Annotated in this window: 16 protein-coding genes and 1 pseudogene; 5 read left to right on the top strand and 12 right to left on the bottom strand. The window is 65.6% G+C overall.

Annotated features, from left to right (window positions below):
• Position 1: 1 nt before the first annotated feature.
• From QM712_RS18240 to QM712_RS18225, 4 genes are all read right to left on the bottom strand, one after another.
• Positions 2–586, bottom strand: coding sequence for a JAB domain-containing protein (locus QM712_RS18240; RefSeq protein ID WP_415024515.1), 585 nt, complete (start codon positions 584–586; stop codon positions 2–4).
• 73 nt (positions 587–659) lie between these two features.
• A complete protein-coding gene (locus QM712_RS18235; RefSeq protein ID WP_415024514.1) occupies positions 660–1,508 on the bottom strand; it encodes an intradiol ring-cleavage dioxygenase in 849 nt (282 codons plus the stop codon).
• Between the two features lie 79 nt (positions 1,509–1,587).
• On the bottom strand, positions 1,588–2,406 hold the full coding sequence (gene map, locus QM712_RS18230; RefSeq protein WP_415024513.1) for a type I methionyl aminopeptidase: 819 nt from the start codon (positions 2,404–2,406) through the stop codon (positions 1,588–1,590).
• Positions 2,407–2,524: 118 nt separating this feature from the next.
• The gene (locus tag QM712_RS18225) at positions 2,525–3,841 is read right to left on the bottom strand and encodes a mechanosensitive ion channel family protein (protein ID WP_415024512.1); all 1,317 of its coding nucleotides are present in this window, start codon (positions 3,839–3,841) and stop codon (positions 2,525–2,527) included.
• A 442-nt stretch (positions 3,842–4,283) separates the two neighbouring features.
• On the opposite strand from QM712_RS18225, the gene QM712_RS18220 reads away from it, so the two are divergent.
• Positions 4,284–6,077 (top strand): potassium/proton antiporter, encoded by a 1,794-nt coding sequence (locus QM712_RS18220; protein WP_415024511.1) that lies wholly within the window; start codon positions 4,284–4,286, stop codon positions 6,075–6,077.
• Positions 6,078–6,348: 271 nt separating this feature from the next.
• Complete coding sequence (locus tag QM712_RS18215; protein ID WP_415024510.1) at positions 6,349–6,609, top strand: PepSY domain-containing protein; 261 nt, start codon at positions 6,349–6,351, stop codon at positions 6,607–6,609.
• Positions 6,610–6,671: 62 nt separating this feature from the next.
• Here QM712_RS18215 and modC read toward each other — a convergent pair whose 3' ends face one another.
• The 5 genes from modC to mepA form a co-directional block, all read right to left on the bottom strand.
• Positions 6,672–7,334 carry a molybdenum ABC transporter ATP-binding protein gene (gene modC, locus QM712_RS18210; RefSeq protein WP_415024509.1) on the bottom strand — a complete coding sequence of 221 codons (663 nt, stop codon included), beginning with the start codon at positions 7,332–7,334 and terminating at the stop codon, positions 6,672–6,674.
• Between the two features lie 2 nt (positions 7,335–7,336).
• Entirely contained in the window at positions 7,337–8,032 is a 696-nt protein-coding gene (modB, locus tag QM712_RS18205) for a molybdate ABC transporter permease subunit (RefSeq protein ID WP_415024508.1), read from the bottom strand.
• Complete coding sequence (gene modA, locus QM712_RS18200) at positions 8,032–8,817, bottom strand: molybdate ABC transporter substrate-binding protein (RefSeq protein WP_415024507.1); 786 nt, start codon at positions 8,815–8,817, stop codon at positions 8,032–8,034. The genes modB and modA overlap by 1 nt, the downstream gene beginning before the upstream one ends.
• Before the next feature lie 255 nt (positions 8,818–9,072).
• Positions 9,073–9,576 (bottom strand): hypothetical protein, encoded by a 504-nt coding sequence (locus QM712_RS18195; protein ID WP_415024506.1) that lies wholly within the window; start codon positions 9,574–9,576, stop codon positions 9,073–9,075.
• A 324-nt stretch (positions 9,577–9,900) separates the two neighbouring features.
• Complete coding sequence (mepA, locus tag QM712_RS18190) at positions 9,901–10,845, bottom strand: penicillin-insensitive murein endopeptidase (RefSeq protein ID WP_415024505.1); 945 nt, start codon at positions 10,843–10,845, stop codon at positions 9,901–9,903.
• Between the two features lie 482 nt (positions 10,846–11,327).
• Between mepA and QM712_RS18185 the strand changes: the two genes are divergently transcribed.
• Entirely contained in the window at positions 11,328–13,529 is a 2,202-nt protein-coding gene (locus QM712_RS18185) for a putative bifunctional diguanylate cyclase/phosphodiesterase (RefSeq protein ID WP_415024504.1), read from the top strand.
• 210 nt (positions 13,530–13,739) lie between these two features.
• Here QM712_RS18185 and QM712_RS18180 read toward each other — a convergent pair whose 3' ends face one another.
• Positions 13,740–15,704 (bottom strand): methyl-accepting chemotaxis protein, encoded by a 1,965-nt coding sequence (locus tag QM712_RS18180; protein ID WP_415024503.1) that lies wholly within the window; start codon positions 15,702–15,704, stop codon positions 13,740–13,742.
• Positions 15,705–16,363: 659 nt separating this feature from the next.
• Between QM712_RS18180 and QM712_RS18175 the strand changes: the two genes are divergently transcribed.
• A complete protein-coding gene (locus QM712_RS18175) occupies positions 16,364–16,855 on the top strand; it encodes a GNAT family N-acetyltransferase (RefSeq protein ID WP_415024502.1) in 492 nt (163 codons plus the stop codon).
• Between the two features lie 38 nt (positions 16,856–16,893).
• On the opposite strand, the gene QM712_RS18170 is transcribed toward QM712_RS18175, so the two are convergent.
• Positions 16,894–18,111: an MFS transporter gene (locus QM712_RS18170; protein WP_415024501.1), complete on the bottom strand. Its 1,218-nt coding sequence runs from the start codon at positions 18,109–18,111 to the stop codon at positions 16,894–16,896.
• Between the two features lie 245 nt (positions 18,112–18,356).
• Between QM712_RS18170 and QM712_RS18165 the strand changes: the two genes are divergently transcribed.
• Entirely contained in the window at positions 18,357–19,865 is a 1,509-nt protein-coding gene (locus tag QM712_RS18165; RefSeq protein ID WP_415024500.1) for a protein kinase domain-containing protein, read from the top strand.
• Positions 19,866–20,231: 366 nt separating this feature from the next.
• Here QM712_RS18165 and QM712_RS18160 read toward each other — a convergent pair.
• Positions 20,232–20,464 (bottom strand): annotated as a pseudogene (locus QM712_RS18160) (elongation factor 4); the annotation flags it as partial.

Genomic DNA, 20,464 nt, shown 5'->3' with positions numbered 1-20,464 from the left:
TTCAGGGCTTGTCATGCACCAGGATGAGAGCGGTGGCCGATAGTTCGAGCGCGCGCTTGATCACCTCGCGCGGATAGACCGGCGTGTGGTCGACGGTGCCGGTCTGCTGCACCTCGTCGGCGATGAGCTGGTTGCGCTTGTCCAGGAACAGCAGCCGGAATTGCTCCTTGTCGGCGAAAGCCATACTGCTGCGGCAGTAGTCGATCACCTCGTTCCACGACGACAGCGCACTGCGGGTCTTGACCTCGCCCTTGGCGACGCGGTGGGCCGCAGCCGCGATCAGCTTGAGCTGGTTGATCGCGGCTTCCCCGATGCCGTCGATCTCGCGCAGCCGCGCCACCGGCGCGTGCACGGCCTCGGCGAACGAGCCGAAGGTCTTGATCAGCGTCTTCGCGAGCGGCTTGGTGTCACGCCGCGGCAGGGCGGCAAACAGCGCCATCTCCAGCAACTCGTAATCGCTGAGCGCCTCCGCGCCGGCGCTGTAGAAGCGCTCGCGCAGCCGCTCGCGATGGCCGTGATAGTGCGGCGCTTCCTCGGGCTTGGGCTTGCCGGCGTCGGTCTTGCTGGTGTCGTTTCTGGCGGGCATCGCGGGCAAGGATGCCGCACCCGGAGCGTTTTGCAACCGGGAAGTGTCGTTGACCGCGATCGCCCGGACGGCGCTATCGGTCGCGCTTCAACCCCGGCACCAGCGCGGCCAGCCGGTCCTTGATCGGACGGCCGAACATCGGGCCGCCCATCGGCGGAGGGCCGGGTGGTGGTCCGCCACGCATGCCGGGCGGTGGTGGCGGCGGGCCGGCACGCCCGATGGTGGCATCGGCGCGGCGGTCGACGCCGAGGATCAGCGTCGCGACGTAGCGGTCGCGCTCCTCCTTCACCGCGCAGAAGGCGCGATGCCCGGGGTCGGAACGTTCGATGACATGGTCGTTGGCGTTGATCACCATGCGCTGCCGCGCGCGGTCGCCGTAGTCGGGCACGTTGGTGTAGATGAATTCGTTCAGCGCGTCGGGCAGGAAGGTCTGCCCGGTCAGCACCGTGCGATCGCCGAGAAACACCTTGAAGTGGATGTGCGTGGTGCGGCCGTCGTACCAACCGGGATAGATGGTGTCGAACGTGACCCAGCCGGAGGTCTCGGTGATCTGGGTGCCGCGCAGGAAGGTGCCGCCGGTGGTATCGACATCGTGGCCGTCGCTTTGGCCGGGGAAGGCCGAATAGAGACCCTTTGCGTCGCAGTGCCAGATGTCGACGCGCGCGCCGGTGACCGGCGTGCAGGGACCGGCTTCGATCACGCGCAGCCGCAAGCGCAGCGGTATGCCGGGCCTGCCCTCGGTGATGTCGGACCGGACGAGCTTCGGATCGGAATAGAACGGCCCTTCCTCCGCCTGCGGCGTCAGGATGCAGGACGGCTCGCCATCCGTTGCGGCGGGGGCGGCCTGTGCGCGGCTCGGCAGCAGTCCGGCCGCGCCGGCCGATACAAGTCCTAAGAAGCCGCGGCGCGTCGACTTACTCACTCATGCCTTCCGGTCGTTCTGACGGGATATCGTCATCGGCAGGGAGCATGGCAGGATCGCGTTGCGACGATGGCGGCAATCAGCCGATCTGTTTCTCGCCGTGTCGCTGCGACAGCGTGAAGATCTCGACGCCCGTGGCGGTGACGCCGACGGAGTGCTCGAATTGCGCCGACAGCGACCGGTCGCGGGTGACGGCGGTCCAGCCGTCGGAGAGGATCTTCACATGCGGCTTGCCGAGATTGATCATCGGCTCGATGGTGAAGAACATGCCGGGCTTGAGCTGCACGCCTTCGCCGGGGCGGCCGATATGGATGATGTTCGGCTCGTCGTGAAACAGGCGTCCGAGGCCATGGCCGCAGAAGTCGCGCACCACGCTCATGCCCTGCGGCTCGACGAAACTCTGGATGGCGTGACCGATGTCGCCGGTGGTGGCGCCGGGCTTCACCGCGGCGATGCCGCGCATCATCGCCTCATACGTCACCTCGATCAGGCGCTCGGCCTTCCGGGCGATCGGGCCGATTGCGTACATCCGGCTGGAATCGCCATACCACCCGTCGACGATGAAGGTGACGTCGATGTTGACGATGTCGCCTTCCTTGAGCGGGCGGTCGCCGGGCATGCCGTGGCAGACCACGTGGTTGAGCGAGGTGCAGGTCGAGTAGCGATAGCCGCGATACATCAGCGTCGCCGGATAGGCGCCATGGCTGAAAGCGAATTCGCGGACGAACTCGTCGATATGCGAGGTCGGCACGCCGGGCCCGACGATGTCGGTGAGCTCGTCGAGGCACTTGGCCACCAGCGCTCCCGCCTTGCGCATGCCGGCAAAGGCGCCCGGCCCGTGCAGCTTGATCTGTCCGGTCTTGCGCAGGGAAGTATCGGTGGCGTCGACGTAGCTCATGCGGGGTACGGTCTTTACGGGCTCGGGGATCGGCGGAAAGGCTTGATTTCAGGCCCTAATCTAATGATCGCGGGCCCTCATGCAAGCCGAGCCTGCCACCTTGCGCCCGAAAGTGGACCTAATTCGGGACTTCCACGGTGGTTTCGACCGGCAGGGCACCGCCACGGACGCGGATTTCGCGGACCGGGTAGGGAACCCGGATGCCCTCGCGCTTGAAGGCGTCCCACAGCGACAGCATCACGTCGCTTTTGACCCTGTCCATGCCGTCGGGATCGGCGATCCAGAAGGTCAGCGAGAACTTCATCCCGACTTCCGCGAACTCGGTCAGGATGCTGTTCGGCGGCCTGCCCTTCTGCGCGCGGGGGTGGGCGGCCGCGGTCTCGGCGGCGAGCTTGCACACTAGGCGCGGGTCGGCGTCGTAATTGGTGCCGAAGGAGATTTTCACCAGCGTGTTCTTGTCGGTGTAGGTCCAGTTGACGACCTTCTGCGTCACCAGATCCTCGTTCGGAACCAGGAATTCGCGGCCGTCGCCGGCGGCGACCGAAATATAACGCGTTTTCATGGCGCTGATGCGCCCGGTGTTGTCGCCGATGGTGACGAGGTCGCCGGGCTTCACCGATTTGTCGGCCAGCAGGATGATACCCGAGATGAAGTTGGCCACGATCTTCTGCAGGCCGATACCGATACCGACGCCGACCGCGCCGGAAAATACCGCCAGCGCCGACAGGTTGATGCCGACCGCGCCGAGCGCGATCACGACCGCGACGGCCAGCAGCCCCATGCGGATCATCTTGATCAGCAGCACCTGGATCGACGGCGTCAGGTCGGTCGCGCTGTTGATCCGGCTTTCGATGAAATTGCTGGCGATGTTGGTGAGCCACAGGGCGATGATCAGCAGCGCGCCGGCCTTGATCACCAGCAGCGGCGTCAGCCGCAAGCCGCCGAGCACGATCGCGAAGGAGTCGAGCAGGTCGACCGTCGTATCGAGCTGGCCGATGATCGAAAGGGCCGCGACGAACCACGCCGAGATCGACACCAGCCTGACGATGAAGGCGTTGCGCAGCACCGACGTCACGAGCCGGATCGCGAGCCAGGCGAGCCCGAGCTTGGCGGCGACCATCAGCAGATAGCTGCGGCTCGGCCAGGTCGCGTGATACATCACCACGCGCGAAATAATGACCAGCAGGGTGAACATCGCCGTCGAGGCGCTCGACACCATCACCCGGACGAAGTGGCGGAGCGGCAACGGCCAGTGCGTCGCCAGGGACGTCATGTCGACGCGGCTGCGGACCGCCGCCTCCGTGGCATAGGCGAGGCCGGCCGCCGCCAGAATGAGACCGAACTGCAGGTAGAACCAGGGGGACGAAATCTCGGCCCCGACGCTGCGCGCGGTCGTCTGCGCGAACTCCATGAGGTCTTTGAGGTCCATGTCCATCGGGAGGTCTCGTCGGCGATCGGGCGGGAAGATTGATTCGAAAACGCCGCAGAATCCCACAAAGGGGACGGCCCGGCCATCGATACACCGGCATGTGATGTGCGTTAAGTCCGCAAAATACGGGCAGATTGCCGCGAGTGGGAGAAAATGGGTTGGCGAGCCGGTATCGCGACGATAAGGATGCTTGAGCAGGATGATTGTAGGTTGAACAGGTCTGTCGGCAAACGTGCGCCTCGTCTCGCCCCGCTCGCGGGGAAAGGCCGGATCGCATCGTCGGACGCGATCCGGGTGAGGGGAGCTCTCCGCGAGCCCGTCCGTCATCGCCCGCGTCGAGAGCCTGCCTCATCCCGATCCTCTCTCCGCGAGCGGGGCGAGGGAGTGCGCTGCCGGTGCCTCCCTGACCCCTATGGCATCCGTTTTCTGGAGTAACCCGCAGCACCGCATGGCTTCCCTCGACTCCTTCAGCCTCGCAATATTGCTCGGTGCCGTCCTGGTGATGGCCGGTATCCTGTCGAGCCTCCTCGCCCTGCGCTTCGGCGCCCCCCTGCTGCTCGTCTTCCTTCTCATCGGCATGCTCGCCGGCGATTCCGGCCCCGGGCAGCTCCAGTTCAGCGATGTCGGCACGACCTATCTGGTCGGCTCGGTGGCTCTCGCCCTGATCCTGTTCGACGGCGGCCTGAAGACGCGCTTTGCCAGCATCCGCACCGTGCTCGCCCCGTCCCTCGTGCTTGCGACCGTCGGCGTGCTCCTCACCGCGCTGGTCACGGCGCCGTTCGCGAAATTCGCGCTCGATCTCAACTGGGCGGAAGCACTGCTGGTCGGCGCCGTGGTCGCCTCGACCGACGCGGCCGCCGTCTTCCTGCTGGTGCACACCCAGGGCCTGCGCCTGCGTCCGCGCGTCGGCGCGACGCTGGAGGCGGAATCCGGCACCAACGATCCGTTCGCGATCTTCCTCACCCTGATGCTGGTCGAGTACATCTCGCTGGGCTCGAGCACGCCCGGCCACGTGCTGATGGAATTCGTCCAGGAAGCCGTGCTGGGCGCCGTCGTCGGTGTGATCGGGGGACGTCTCGTCGTCATCGCGCTCAACCAGGTCGCGCTGCCGCAGGGCCTGCACGCGCCCTTCGTGACCACGGGGGCGCTGGTGATCTTCGGCGGCTCCCAGATCATGCACGCGTCCGGCTTCCTCGCGGTGTACCTGGCCGGCATCATCATCGGCAACCGGCCGACGCGCGCGCATAATTCGGTGGTGGCCTTCCTCGACGCCGCGACCTGGCTGGCGCAGATCGTGATGTTCGTGCTGCTCGGCCTGCTGGTGTCGCCGAGCCGGCTCGGCGCCAGCGTGCTGCCGGCGGTCGGAATCGCGTTCGTGCTGATGCTGGTCGCGCGGCCGCTCGCGGTGTTCGTGTGCCTGGCGCCATTCCGCTTCAACTGGCGCGAGAAGATCTTCATCGCCTGGACCGGCCTGCGCGGCGCCGTCGCGATCTTCCTGGCGTCGATCCCGATGCTGGTCGGCTTGTCGAAAGCCTATCTCTATTTCGACGTCGCCTTCGTCGTCGTCATCATCTCGCTGCTGCTGCAGGGTTGGACGCTGGCGCCGGCCGCGCGCAAGCTGCACGTCGCCCTGCCGCGCGCCGAGCGTGGCCCGCGGCGTGTCGAACTCGATCTGCCCGGCCAGCTCGAGCAGCAGCTCGTCGGCTATTCGGTGCGTCCCAAGAGCCTGTATTTCCGCCGCGGCCTGATCCCGTCTTGGTCGAAGCCGACGCTGGTGATCCGCAACGAGCACATTTTGACGCCGGCGGAAGCCGATCCGATCGCGCCGGGCGACTACATCTATCTGCTGGCGCCGCCGGAAAAGGCGGAGGCTCTCGACCGTTTCTTCGTCGACATGCAGCCGAGCTCGGCGCCGGATCCGCATCTGCTCGGCGACTTCATGGTCTCCGGCGAGCACACGCTGGGAGAGCTCGCCGAGATCTACGGCGTGAAGGCCGGCGAGGACGAAAGCAAGCTCACGCTCGCCGACTATTTCGACGTTCATCTCGACCGGGCGCCGAAGGAAGGCGCCGAGCTCGCGCTGGATTCGATCGTGCTCGTAGCGCGCTCGATCTCCGGCGGCCGCGTCAGCGTCGTCGGCCTCCGTCTGCCTGAAGAGGACGAGACACCCGCGCCGCTGACCCGCAGCCAGGCGCTGCGGCGCAAGCTCGCGGATGTCTGGACGTCGGTGGCAGGAGTTTAATTCCCGCGCGAGTCCCGGGACGCGGCCGGCGTGAAACATTGCTCGCGAAGCGGGGACTCACGATGTGTTGCGGGCCCCGGCTCTGCAGCGCCTCGCTCAGTGCTTGGCAGAGAGCAGCAGACGGTCGCATTTGCCTGATTGTGGCGAGCTGGCCACCAAATCGCCGCAACCGCCCGGGATTTGCGCGGCTTCGTGATCCCCGCACCGGAACGCTCCGCGCCGCTGCTCGTTCTTAGCCGCGTAACGATCAACGTATCGACAGGAGCACTTCATGCGGACATTCATCTTGCCGGCCATCGTCGCCATCGGTCTCGGAGCGGCGGCACCGGCAATGGCCTACGACAGCGGCGATCAGCTCTCGATGCAGGCCGCGCTCGACGTCGCGGCCAATATCGGCGTCGCGACCATTTCGCAAACCGAGTTCGCCGGTGACGAATGGCAGATCGAGGGTCGGGATTATTCCGGCCGCTGGATGGAAGTCGATGTCGATGCCAGGACCGGCGAAGTGCGCAACGTCGATCGCGGCTGGTAGCCGGCGGCCCATTGCGGATCTCTGAAGCGAGGCGGATCGCCGACAAGCGGTCCGCCTCGTTGCTATGTCAGCACCTTCACGCCGCCGAACGATGTCACCCGGCCCTGCTTCAGCATCACGATCTGCGTCGCGAGCTGGCGCAGTTCGGCGACGTCGTGGCTGACATAGACCATCGGCACGTTGGCCTCGTCGCGCAACCGCACGAGGTAGGGCAGGATCTCGAGCTTGCGGCCTTCGTCGAGCGCGCCGAGCGGCTCGTCGAGCAGCAGCAGGCGCGGCTTCGACAACAGCGCACGCCCGAGGGCGACGCGCTGGCGCTCGCCGCCCGACAGCTTTCCGGGGCGGCGGTCGAGCAGCGCACCGATGTCGAGCAGTTCGACCACACGCGTGTGCTGCGCCGGATCGGGCGGGAGGCCGTTCATCCGCCGTCCATAGTCGAGATTCTGCGCGACGTTGAGGTGCGGAAACAGCCGCGCGTCCTGGAAGACGTAGCCGATGCGCCGGCGATAGGTCGGCACGTGGAGGCGCGCCGCGGTGTCGTCGACGGTCTCGCCGTCGATCACGATGGTGCCGCGGTCGGGGCGCAGCAGCCCGGCGATCATGTTGATCAGCGAGCTCTTGCCGGCACCGGAGGCGCCGAACAGGCCGGTGACGCGGCCTTCGCTCTCGAACGACGCGGTCAGCGAGAATTCACCGAGCTTCTTTTCGACATCGACGCGCAGCATGGTCAGTTCCCGTGCAGGCGCTGCGTGGCGCGGCGTGCGAACCATTCGGCGGCGATCAGCGCGCCGATCGCGAGCCCGACGGAAATCATCACCAGCCGCGCGGCGGCAGCGTCGCCGTCCGGCGTCTGGATCAGCGAGTAGATCGCCGAGGAGATGGTCTGGGTCTCGCCGGGAATGTTGGAGACGAAGGTGATCGTCGCGCCGAACTCGCCGATCGCCTTGGCGAAGCCGAGCACCATGCCGGCGAGCACGCCCGGCAGCGCCAAAGGCAGCGTCACCGTGAAGAACACTTTCCAGGGCGCGGCGCCGAGCGTCTCCGCCGCCTGCTCGAGCCGGCGGTCGATCGCCTCGATCGAAAGCCGCATCGGGCGCACCAGCAGCGGAAACGACATCACGCCGCAGGCGAGTGCGGCACCGGTCCAGCGGAATGCGAAGACGATGCCGAGATGGTCGGCGAGGAAGCCGCCGACGAGACCGCGGCGGCCGAAGGTCAGCAGCAGCAGATAGCCGGTGACGACGGGCGGCAGCACCAACGGCAGGTGGATCACGGCGTCGAGGACCGCCTTACCCCAGAAATCCTTGCGGGCCAGCAGCCAGGCCAGCGCAATGCCGAACGGCGTCGCCACGAGCGTCGCGATGACGGCGACCCTGAGTGAAAGCAGGATCGCCGTCCATTCGGCGGGAGAAATCTCGGACATCAAGTGGTCGGGCTGACCAGGAACTTGAAGCCGTATTTCTCGAGGATGGTCTTGGCGGCCGTCGAGCGCAGGAAGGCGAGATAATCGTTGGTCTCGGGCTTCGCGGTCGTGGTCGCGGCGACGGGATAGATGATCGCGGGGTGCGAGTCCGCCGGGAAGGTGCCGACGATTTTCACGCCGGGCTCGACCTTGGCGTCGGTCGAATAGACGATGCCGAGGTTGGCCTCGCCGCGAGCCACCAGCGTCAGCGCGGCGCGCACGCTCTCGGCCATCGCGAATTTCGGCTCGGCGGCCTGCCAGGAGCCCAGCTTCTCGAGCGCGGCCTTGGCGTATTTGCCGACCGGCACCGACTTGACGTCGCCGGTCGCGATCTTGCCGTCGCCGGCGAGCTTGGCGAGGTCGAAGCCCTGCGCGATGGTGACGTTGTCGATCTTGGAATCCTTCGGCGCGATCAGCACGATGCTGTTGCCGAGCAGATTGACCCGGGTCGTTTCGTTGATCGTCTTCTTGGAGATCGCGTAGTCCATCCAGTCGGTGTCGGCGGAGACGAACACGTCGGCCGGCGCGCCCTGCTCGATCTGCTTGGCCAGCACCGAGCTCGCGGCATAGCTGACGCTGAACTTGACGCCGGTCTTGGCGGTGTAGGCGGCATCGACCTCGTCCAGCGCGTTCTTCATCGAGGCGGCGGCGAACACGGTGATGGTCTTGTCCTCGGCGGCGGCAGGCGAAAGGCTCGCGCCCGCGACGATGACGAAGGCGGCGAAAAGTCCGGCAATGCGAAACATGAATAGCGCTCCGTGCGAATTCGCGCGCGCAGGCGCACGCGCAAATCTGGCGTTGGGTGGGTCAGGGCGTGCGACCGGCGGAAGCGCTGTTCCGCGTGTCCCCGCAACGGCTTACGGCCGGCGGGAATATCGCATCTGCGAAGATAGCAGGCTGGGGCTTCAGGTGAAAGGCGACCGTTTGTCTAACGCATGATCCGCAAAAAGTGCGCTGCGGCTTTCCGAAAAGATCATGCGCGAACAACAACGTATTGGCGTCTATTGCGCCGGCAGGATCGCGATCGAGAGCGAATTGTCCCTGGCGCCGCTGACCTGGAGCACGAAGGGATCGGCCGAGAGCTGGTATTTCATGGTTTTGCGGATGCCCTCGCAATCCGTCGCGCCGCTGAAGGCCACTGGCTTGAGGAAATGCCCGCTCTGGACCACGTCGACCCAGGCGCCGCTGGACAGGCTGATCGTGTAGAGCCCGGCCTTCGCGGTCTTGATGCTGGTGAAGCCGGCGAAGGTGCCGTCCTTGGGCGCGCGCTCCGGCGGCGTCGGCAGCTTCGCGTCCGCGGGCGCGACCAGCCCGAGCGTGATGGCCGATGCCGGCAGGGCCGCCTGTTCGCTTCCCGAGGCGACCTTGGCACGGTCGGGTGCGGTGAGCGCGGCCCGCTCGCGCTCGATCGGCCATTTGAACTTGTCGCAGCCGCTGGGTTCCTCGGCGGCGAGTGCGGACGTCGTGCCGATCGAGAGCGCGGCGAGCAGGGCGAGGACGCGCATGTCAGATCCCATCATTGGTCATTCGGAGGATGTGGTCGGGCGGTCGAAGGTCGGGATGCGCATCCCGGCAAGCCGCCGGGCTTGCGGCCGGGCGACAGGGGCGATCCTAGCGCATTTCAGGCGGGCGGACCAAACAACTCGTTCGTCATCCCGGACAAGCGAAGCGCAGATCCGGGATCCATAACCACGAGATTGTGTCTGACGAAGACCCGTGGTTGCCGGCTCGCGCCGCGATTTTTTCCTCAGCGCATCGCTCCCGGATCTGCGCTCCGCTTGTCCGGGACGACTGCGGTGGGTCGGTTCGAGCGTGCCTGGACACGTACCTTACGGCTTTGCGTCGGGCGCGTGCAGCACCGCTTTGCAGGCCGCCGGCATCTGCGCCAGCGTCATCGGCGGCTTGGGTTTCGGCGGCTCCGGCGGCGGCTTCGGATGCAGCACGCCGTCGCTGAACCAGTAGGCGAGGTCGGAGGGCTTGCAGCCTTCGTCCTCGGATTGCGACGGCTGGCCTTCGCAGTCGGCGGCACCGGGCGGACAATGCATGCGGATGTGGAAATGATAATCATGTCCCCACCACGGCCGGATCTTCGACAGCCACGAGCGATCGCCCCTGGCCTCGCGGCACAGCGCCCTCTTGATCGCGGCGTTGACGAAGATGCGCTGCACCGCCGGCTCCTGCGCCGCGTCGCGCAGCACCAGCACGTGGCTCGGCGTGAACACCTTCGGATCGACGTCGAGCCGGTCCCGGCGCACCATCATCACCGCGGACATCTCCTCGCGCTCCTCGCGCGAGAGCCGGCGGTCCGGCATCGGCGTCAGCCAGATGTCGGCGTCGAGGCCGATCTGATGGCTGGCATGGCCGGACAGCGCAGGCCCGCCGCGCGGCTGGCCGATGTCGCCGACCAGGATGCCGGGCCAGCCGGCATCCTTGCGCACCCTGGCGGCGAGGCGCTTGATCAGCGCGATCATGTCGGGATGCCCCCAGTTGCGATTGCGCGACAGCCGCATCACCTGCCAATTGTCGCCGTTCAGCGGCATCTCGACCGCGCCGCCGATGCAGCCCTTGGCGTAGGAACCGATGACATGCGCGGGCCCCGTCGAGGGCAGCAGCTTTCGCGCGAACAACTCCTTGGCGCCGATCCTGGGATCGTTCGGATCGGCCAGCGGCGGCAGCGGCTTCGGAGCCACGCTGCCCTTGTCCTGGGCCAGCGCGGGGCCGGCAGTCAGGAGCGCGATGACGAGCAGGAGAGGCGTGATGCGGCGGGGACTCATGCCGGCGTCTTATAGCCCAACGCCGTGTCAGGGTTAAGAATCGGGCCGCCGGCCGCGCGCGGTCTCACGGTCTCTTGACGGTCGCGGCGGCGCGATGACGGCACATCCGGGGTTCCCGTGCCGCCCGACGCCGTGCCGGTCGGCGATCTTTAACGGCGTGATAACCTTATGCTGCACTGACCAAAATTCGTGCGCAGCGTGAGAAGATGGCGCGGCGCGTATGCAATCGCGCGCGATTTCGGAAATCGTTCAGGACAGCGCGTAATTTTGCGTCAGATCGCGCTCCGATTGCGTCGGGCAAGCAGGCCTGGCGCGCCGCTCCTTGCCGCGGGCGCCTCGCAAACAGGCATTGCGGGTGATTCGCGCCGAGCGTGACGCGACGCATCCGGCTCCGCGCGCGGCCAGGATTACTTTTTTTTCAGAGACTTGCCCCATGACTTTGTCAAAGACTTGCGCCGCAGGGCGCGATTGGGGCGTGTGAGTTGAGTTCGGAGTCGCGAAAACCAGGGAAGCGAAAGCGCGCCGCGCTCGCGCGGGCCGGCCGGCGGCCGCGCAAGCCCAGATTCGCGCCCGCCGCCCGGGCTACCGTCGCGACCGACGAACTCGTGCAGAGCCGCGCCGAGGCGGAAGCCGCGATTGCCGACGCGCGCAAGGCGCATGAGCGCCTGCGCCAGGCCATCGACATCCTGCCGCAAGGCATCGTGTTTCTCGATTCCGAGGGCCGCTATGTGCTCTGGAACAGGAAATACGCCGAGATCTACAACAAGACCGCCGACCTGTTTGCGGAAGGCGCGCGCCTCGAAGACACGCTGCGCATCGGCGTCGCGCGCGGCGATTATCCCGAGGCGGCCGGCCACGAGGACGAATGGATCGCCGAGCGGCTGCAGAAGCTGTATCAGCCCGCCGAGCGGCACGAGCAGAAACTGTCGGACGGCCGCGTCATCCTGATCGAGGAGCGCTTGACCGACGACGGCGGCGTCGTCGGCCTGCGTGTCGACATCACCGAGTTGAAGCAGCGCGAGGCCTCGTTCCGCCTGCTGTTCGACGGCAACCCCGTTCCGATGATCGTCTGCGCGCTGGACGACGAACGCATCCTCGGCGTCAACGACGCCGCGGTCGCGCATTACGGCTACAGCCGCGCCGAGTTCGAGAAGCTGACGATCCGGTCGCTGCAGGCCTTCGAGAGCGAGCCGCCCTGGACCACCTCTCCGACCGGAGAGGAGCAGGCCGCGCGCACCTGGAAGCACGTCAAGGCCGACGGCGCGCTGATCGACCTTGCGGTCTATTCCCGCGAGTTGAGCTATGCCGAGCGGCCCGCGGTCCTGCTCGCGCTGATGGACATCACCGAACGCAAGCGCGCCGAGGCGCGGCTCGCCTTCATGGCGCAGCATGACGGCCTCACCGGCCTGCCGAACCGCAACCTGCTGCGCCAGCAGATGGACGACATGCTCGCGCATACGCGGCGCAGCTCCGACAAGGTCGCGGTGCTCATGCTGGGGCTCGACAATTTCAAGGCGGTCAACGACACGCTGGGGCACGGCGTCGGCGACAAGCTCCTGCGCGGCGTCTCCAAGCGCCTGCGCTCGACCCTGCGGGAGGAGGACGCGCTGGCGCGGCTGAACTCGGACGAGTTCGCGATCGTGCAGAGCGGGCTGACGCGTCCGGAAGACGCGGTGATGATGGCCAAGCGCCTGCTGGAAGCCATCGCCGATCCCTATCTGCTCGACGGCCATTCCGTGGTCATCGGGGCCTCCATCGGCATCGCGATGGCGCCCGGCGACGGCGACGAATCGGAAAAGCTGCTGAAGAACGCCGACATGGCGCTGTCGCGCGCCAAGGCCGATGCCCGCGGCACCTTCGCGTTCTTCGAGGCCGCGCTCGACGCGCGGGCGCAGAGCCGCCGCAAGATCGAGGTCGAGCTGCGCGATGCGATCCAGAACGACGTGCTGCGGCCGTACTACCAGCCGCTGATCGATCTTTCGAGCGGGCGCATCACCGGCTTCGAGGCGCTGGTGCGCTGGCCGCATCCGGAACGCGGGATGGTCTCGCCGGCCGAGTTCATTCCCGTCGCCGAGGAGACCGGGCTGATTAATCCGCTCGGCGGGCTGATGCTGCGCCGGGCCTGTCTCGATGCGGCGACCTGGCCCGACGACGTCCGCGTCGCCGTCAATCTGTCGCCGCTCCAGTTCCGCGGCGGCAGCCTGCTCGCGATGGTGACGGACGCGCTGAAGCAGTCCGGCCTGCCGCCGCGCAGGCTCGAGCTCGAGATCACCGAGACGCTGCTGCTGGAGAAGAGCGCCCAGGTGCTGGCGACGCTGCATGCGCTGCGCGCGCTCGGCGTGCGCATCTCGATGGACGATTTCGGCACCGGCTATTCCAGCCTCAGCTATCTCCGCAGCTTTCCCTTCGACAAGATCAAGATCGACCAGTCCTTCGTGCGCGATCTCGGGGCCAACCGCGAGGCCCAGGCGATCATCCGCTCGATCGTCAGTCTCGGCAAAGGCCTCGGCGTCACCATCACCGCGGAGGGCGTCGAGACCGAGGCCGAGCTGAGCTGCCTGCGCGCCGAAGGCTGCCACGAGGGGCAGGGCTATCTCTTCAGCAAGGCACGCCCCAACGCCGAGATCGTCGGCCTGCTGCAGGCGCAGCGCGGCATCGACGGCGACGCCGCACTGGTCGCCTGAACCCGTTTGATCGGGATCGATGGCCGGCGGTCAGCACGCGACGCTCGACGATTCCCAGAGGTCGTCATGCCCGGGCTCGTCCCGCCTGCGCGGCCGAAGCGTTCCCGCAAGGCGAAGGCCCGGGCCTCCACGTTTTCAGGCGTTGCGAGAAGGGCGTGGATGGCCGGGACAAGCCCGGCCATGACGCCGTGAAAGTCTTGCTGCGGTAGACTACGCCGCGCGCAGCCCTGCCAGGAATGTGTCCACGCTCTTCATCAGCGCTGATGCGTGCTGTCCGAGCTCGCCCGAGGCGACCATGACATTGTCGGCCAGCGCGCGCGATTGATCGGCGGCCTGGCTTGCGCCGGCGACGTTGGCGGAAACATCGGTGGTGCCGGCGGAAGCCTGCTGCACGCTGCGTGCAATCTCGCGGGTCGCCGAGCCCTGCTCCTCGACCGCGGCGGCGATCGTCGTGGCGATGCCGCTGATCTCACGGATGGTGTCGCTGATCCCGGAGATCGCGGTGACGCAGTTGCCGGTCGCTGCCTGGATCGCGCTGACCTGGCTCGCGATCTCGTCGGTCGCCTTCGCCGTCTGGCTCGCCAGCTCCTTCACCTCGGAGGCAACGACGGCGAAGCCGCGGCCGGCCTCGCCCGCGCGCGCCGCCTCGATCGTGGCGTTGAGTGCCAAGAGATTGGTCTGGCTGGCGATCTCGCTGATCAGGCGCAGCACGTCGCCGATGCGCTCGGCGGCGGTGGCAAGGCTCGTGACCATCTCGGTGGTCTCGGTCGCCTTGAGCACGGCGTTGCTGGCGACCGCGCTGGAATGGGTGACCTGGCGGCCGATCTCGGTGACCGATGAGGCGAGCTCCTCGGTCGCGGCGGCGACGGCGTTGACGCTGGTCGAGGCCTCCTCGGAGGCCGCGGCGGCCGCGGATGCGCGCTGCGAGGTGCCGTTGACGCTGGACGTGATCTCGCCGGCGACGTGGTGCATGCCTTCGGTCGCCCTGGCCACGGAAGCCACCACGCCCTTGACGTCGGCCTCGAAGCGGTCGGCCATCTGGCGCTGCAGCGCCTGTTTTTCGATCTCGGCCCTGGTCTTGTCGGCCTCCTGCGCCTCGCGCAGCGCACCTGCCTCGAGCATGTTGAGGCGGAATACGTCGACCGCCCTGGCCATGGTGCCGAGCTCGTCCGGACGCTCGCTGCCGGGAATGGTCACGCTGGTGTCGCCGCTCGACAGCCGGTTCATGACGCCGGTGATCGCGGCGATCGGGCGCGACAGCCCGCGTCCGAGCAGCAGCGCGAGCAGGATCGCGGCGACGAGGATCGCCACCGTGCCGAGGATCAGGTTGCGCTCGGCGGCGGCGAATGCCGCCTCATATTCCGTGGTGTCCTTGACGATCTCCAGAACGCCGACCGGCTGGCCTGCGTAGTTCTTGATCGGGCCGGCATAGACTTCGACCGGATGACCGTCGAGCTCGGCTTCGCGCAGCAGCGGCTGGCCGTCGACCGCGCCCTTCAACTGGTCCAGCGTGGTGACGACGGTGTTGCCGAAGGTCGAGGACAGCTTGTTGAGGCTCTTGCCGTCGAGGGAATAGACGGCGAGGTCGATGCCGAAACGCTTCTTGGCGCGGTCGACGAATTCCTTGCCGAAGGCGGCTCCGACGTCGACATTCGCGAGGCTCCTGCCGTCGCGCATGATCGGCGTCATGCCGAAGATGCCGAGCGCCTCGCGGCCGGGCTCGACGCCGACGATCGACCGGCCGGCCTTGATCGCCTCGACCACCGTCTCGCGGCGCGCGGAGACGTCGTCGCCGAACGTCTTGGGGGCGTGCACGCGGTAGAATGCGACCGCCGGCGGCACCTGGAACGTGATCAGCGGGATACCCTGCGTCTTCAGCGCCTTGTTGGCGTCGCCGAGCAGCGCCTGCAGGCCGTCGCGGTCCTGCCGGGCGATTGCGTCGCCGACCGGCGGCAGCGCCGCGATCACGGACGAGACCGCCAGCGCGGCGCGTCCCTCATAGTCGATCGCGGCGATCACGCTCTCATATTGCAGCTTGAGTTGCTGATCGAGCGCCATCCGCGTCAGCGCCCGCTGCTGCGTGATCGAAAAGCCCGAGAGGATGGCGCAGGCGACCGCAACGGTGAGCGCGATGGCGAGCACCAGGCGGGCGGCGATCGATCTGATCTTGAGCATCGAGAATTCCCAGGCATTTCCAGATTGCGATTTTGCGGAAAGGTCCCAGAAAATGCTTAACAACAAGGGCGGCGCGGCCTCCGTGATTCAACGGAGATCGGTGCCGTGCTTTTGCATGACTCCATGCAGTGCGCGTGTGGAGGCCGCACTGCGCGCCCAGACGCTGCGAGGACGCCAGCATGCAATTCCGAGTGACAAAGCGTCGCAGTGATGTGCGCCGGCGATCATTCAGCTCATTTCACGACGACCGCCTGCTCGCAGGCATCGGGAGCCGGGGGGCCTTGCAAGTGCAGCGGGGGTCGCCTGTCGGAGCCCACCGCCAGTCTGCACCCCAGGTCGTAAACGCCCTTCTCAAGCTCGTGGATCGATGATGTAAATCCCCGTCTGCCGAACGCGGCCGATAAAGGTTCTCGTTTCGGTTCGGGGCTGTTGAGATGTTTCGTATTGCCTGCAATCGGGCGATGGTTTGCGAGTCCGTTTCTGGATGAACATGAGGCACAGCAAATGGCGCTTCGCGATCGTGAAGAACGAGGCGGAACGAAAAACTGCACGGTTATGGCCCGCTTGCGCGTATCGCCTTCCGGCACACCTGTCTGAATGCCGTTGGCTGAGCGCCTTCGGTCGTTCGGAATTCACTCGAGGACGCGATCGGGACATCCATGCCTGACATTCACATCGATGCGTTTCGCGCCGCGGATTATCGAGGCGTCGTCGACGTCATCCTGCCGATCCAGCGGCAGGAATTCGGCATTGCCATCACGGAAGCCGATCAACCCGATCTCGCGGATATCTCCGGCTTCTATCAAACGGGTAGCGGCGGCTTCTGGGTGGCGAGGTCCGGTGGCGGCATCGTCGGCACGATCGGGTTGAAGGATATCGGCGCGGGGCAGGCCGCCCTGCGCAAGATGTTCGTCGCGGCGCCGTTCCGCGGATCAGCCCATGGCGTGGCGGGAAAGCTGCTCGATGCACTGCTGGCGCACGCGCGCCTGCAGCGGGTCACCGACATCTACCTCGGCACGACCGACAAATTCCTCGCCGCGCATCGGTTCTACGAGAAAAGGGGCTTTGCCGAAGTGCGGAAAGCCGATCTGCCCGCGTCATTCCCGGTCATGGCGGTCGATTCGAAATTCTACGTTCACCGCAACGTCTGAGGCGCGCTTGTTTCGGCGGCCCGGCCGTCGTTGCTTCGTCAGGCCGCGGCGCGGCCGAGCTCGAGCCGTTGCTTGCGCCGGGTCGGGAAGCTCAACGCCACCGCGACGGCGGCAAGCCCGATCGCGAAGGAGCCGACGTGCAGCCACGTGTAGCGCTGGAACGTGTCGAACACGAGCCCGCCGGCCCATGGTCCGAGCGCCATGCCGATGCTCGCGAAGGCCGATACCGCGCCGAACACCGTGCCCATGATGCGCGCCCCGAAGAATTCGCGGACCAGCACCGCATAGAGCGGCATGACGCCGCCATAGGCGAGGCCGAACACGACCGAGAGCGCGTAGAATTCGCCGAGCTGGGCGACCGCGAGATAGGTCGCGATGCATGTCGCCTGCACGAACAGGCCGCCGACCAGCACGGGTTTGGCGCCGACGCGATCGGCCAGCGTGCCCAGCAGCAGGCGCCCGCCGAGGCCGGAGAGGCCGGCGACGCTGTAGACCGTCACCGCCGTGAGCGGCGCGATGCCGCAAACCATCGCGTAGGACACCATGTGGAAGATCGGCCCGGAATGCGCAGCGCAGCAGGCGAAATGTGCCGCCGCCAGCGCGATGAACTGCGGCGTGCGCAGCGCCTGTGCCGCGGTCAGCTCCGTCTCCGGCGCGGCATCCGTCGCGGCATCGGCCGCGCGTGGCGCCGGGCGCACCAGGAAGGACGCCGGGATCAGCAGGGCCCATGCGGCGATGCCGATCACCAGCATCGCGGTGCGCCAGTCATACGCCGCGATCAGCCAGCTGGCGCTGGGCGCGATCGTCACCGGCGCGACGCCCATGCCGGCCGAGACCAGCGCCACCGCGAGGCTGCGATTGTGCTCGATCCACGCGCTCGCGAGCGCCATCATCGGCGCGTAGAAGCTGCCGGCGGCGACGCCGATCAGCACGCCGAAGAAAAGCTGGAACTGCCACAGGCTCGTTGCCCGGCTCGCGGTGACGAGGCCGAGGCCCAGCAGCACGCTTCCGGCAAGAACCACGATGCGTGTGCCGAAGCGGTCCGACAGCGCGCCCCAGAAGAACGCGGCAAAGCCCATGCAGAGGAAATCGAACGTCGCGGCCGCCGACACGCCCGCGCGCGACCAGCCCATCGATTCCGAGATCGGCTGCAGGAACACCGCCAGCGACAGCATCGTGCCGAAGCCGACACACGTCATCAGCGCACCCGCGCCGACGATCACCCAGCCGTAATCGAAGCCAGACGACTTGCTCATGCGTTTCCTCGCGCTTTTGGTCTTGTTGATGGTGCGCGCGGGGATATCGTGACCCATCCATGGGCCAGGAGCAAGGTTCATAATGTATCGCTGTTGCTCCCGATGAGTCGTCTAAGCGTACGATTTCAAGCACTTATGGAAGCGGTGAACCAGGTGCTATGATTTCTCGTGGTTCACGAGGCCTCGAAAGTGGGCCGCACTCCGAGAGTGAGTTCTCGAATCGCACTGCAACAATACGGCGAGCTATGGGCAAGCTTTATGGAAGTAGATGGAGGGTCAGAGCGTCTCTGGGCGGAGGAGGACAGGGGGATGTCTTCAGGGTCGTCGATGAGGCAGCTCCTTCGCCGGAGGACTATGCGCTCAAGCGATTGCGAGATGTCAGGCGTCTCGATCGATTTCAAAACGAAATAGCTGCGCTCAAGAGGCTCAATCACCCAAATATCGTTGCATTACTGGATCACTCGGATCTTTCGAATCCAGCCGACAAGGCCCACTATCTCGTAATGCCGCTTGCTCTCGGGGGAGATGCCGAGAAACGCCTGCCTCTTTTTGTCAGCAACGTAGAAAATGTTGTGCAGGTTGGATTGCAAGCCGCCCAGGCATTGCTGGCGGCGCACAGGGCAGGCGTCGTTCATCGCGACGTTAAGCCCGGGAACATACTATTTCCTGACCAAGGGCTGGCTATTTGGCTGTCCGACTTTGGAATATGCAGACTTGAGAAGGAGCTGCGTGACACGCCGTCAGGCGCCATCATCGGACCCCGAAGATTTTCTGCTCCGGAGATTGAGGGCGGTGTTTCAGATGCCGCTCCCAGCGTTGACGTCTACTCTCTCGGGCAGCTTCTCTTCTATCTCATGAGCGACGGCCGTACGTTTCACCGTGAGAACGTGCATTCGAGCGAACATGATTCGTTATTTCCTTCCGGCGAACGTGCCGAAATGCTCCGCATGTTGTTCGCAAGAATGGTTGCGCCCAGAGAGCGCCGCATAGAAATGGCGGAAGTCGTTTCTGGCCTAACTACAATCAGCGAATGGGCGTCGATTGCGCGTCAAAATGTGCTCGACGACGAATCCCAACGAATTATCAGAGATATCCGAAAGCAATTGCAAAAGGACAATCAATTAAAGAGAGACGCTGACAAAGCCCGTGAGGATCGAAATGCTTTGTTCGCTGCAGTGCAAGCCTCCATCGAGGCCTTCATCAAGAGTATCCTGGTTCAAGTCGCGGGAAGCATCAGCGAGGGAGGAGAATTAAGCGCCGAGGTCTTTGAAGATACCCCAGCGAACGGTTTTAAGTTCAAGGCCGAGATGTATCGGATCATCAAAGCATTGAAACTGTCAGCTGCCGTTGCTGCGGGCACGACTCGCTATGACTTCTATGTTTTGCTTTGCGAAAAGCGAGTTACGCAAGTTCGAATTGTTCGGCATGGCGTTTCCGCGAAGTTGGTTCCGATCGATTCTGACATGATTTTTGGGTTGATCCCGGTATTTTCAGTTGTTCAGCAAGATGAGAAGAAGACGGATCTGTTTCTCATCTCCGGTGGGCGCCGAGTCGATCTCGACTTGATTGGTCCCGATTTGAGTCCCCGAGCACATGAGCGTCCCCTCGCGTCGTCAACCATGGGCGTTAAGGTGATTGATCGCCCGCGGACGCCTGAGTTCAGTCTCTCCCAATGGCCCGGCAAACAGTCTTATGTCGCCGAATGCGTCAGCGATTTTGTGAAGACGTTTCTGAAAGAAGTTCTCTTGCGGTGAAAGCCTCTCGCCCTCGCGGGTTTGACCACCTCATACGCCAGGAACTCTGCGATCACACACACACACACACCGCGATGATGGCATTCTGCCGGTGTTTTGCCCGACGCGTCAAACAATATTCGCAAAAACAGAAATCGCACCTGCAGGGCCGCGGCTACTGTGCATGGGGTTGTTTTCGAGATTTTTGTCGGCGGGCCAGCAAGACGCTGCGACGCGTCCCGATCTCGCTGTGGAATCCGAACTTCGCCGTTGTCGTCATGGCCGGGCTCGACCCGGCCATCCATGGCTCCAAAAACGTGAATGCCCGGGACAAGCCCGGGCATGACGGTCGCTGATGTATCCGTCTGGCGGACTTCGGCGCTCGCCTCAGCTGTCGACCTTCAGCGCGGCGATGAAGGCTTCCTGCGGAATGTCGACCTTGCCGAATTGCCGCATCTTCTTCTTGCCTTCCTTCTGCTTCTCCAGAAGTTTCCGCTTGCGCGTGATGTCGCCGCCGTAGCACTTCGCGGTGACGTCCTTGCGCAGCGCGCGGACCGTCTCGCGCGCGATCACTTTGCCGCCGATCGCCGCCTGGATCGGGATCTGGAACATGTGCGGCG

The organism is Bradyrhizobium sp., assembly GCF_047605465.1.
In the GTDB taxonomy this organism is placed as follows: Bacteria; Pseudomonadota; Alphaproteobacteria; order Rhizobiales; family Xanthobacteraceae; genus Bradyrhizobium.
This window is presented reverse-complemented; position numbering and strand designations above follow the sequence as displayed.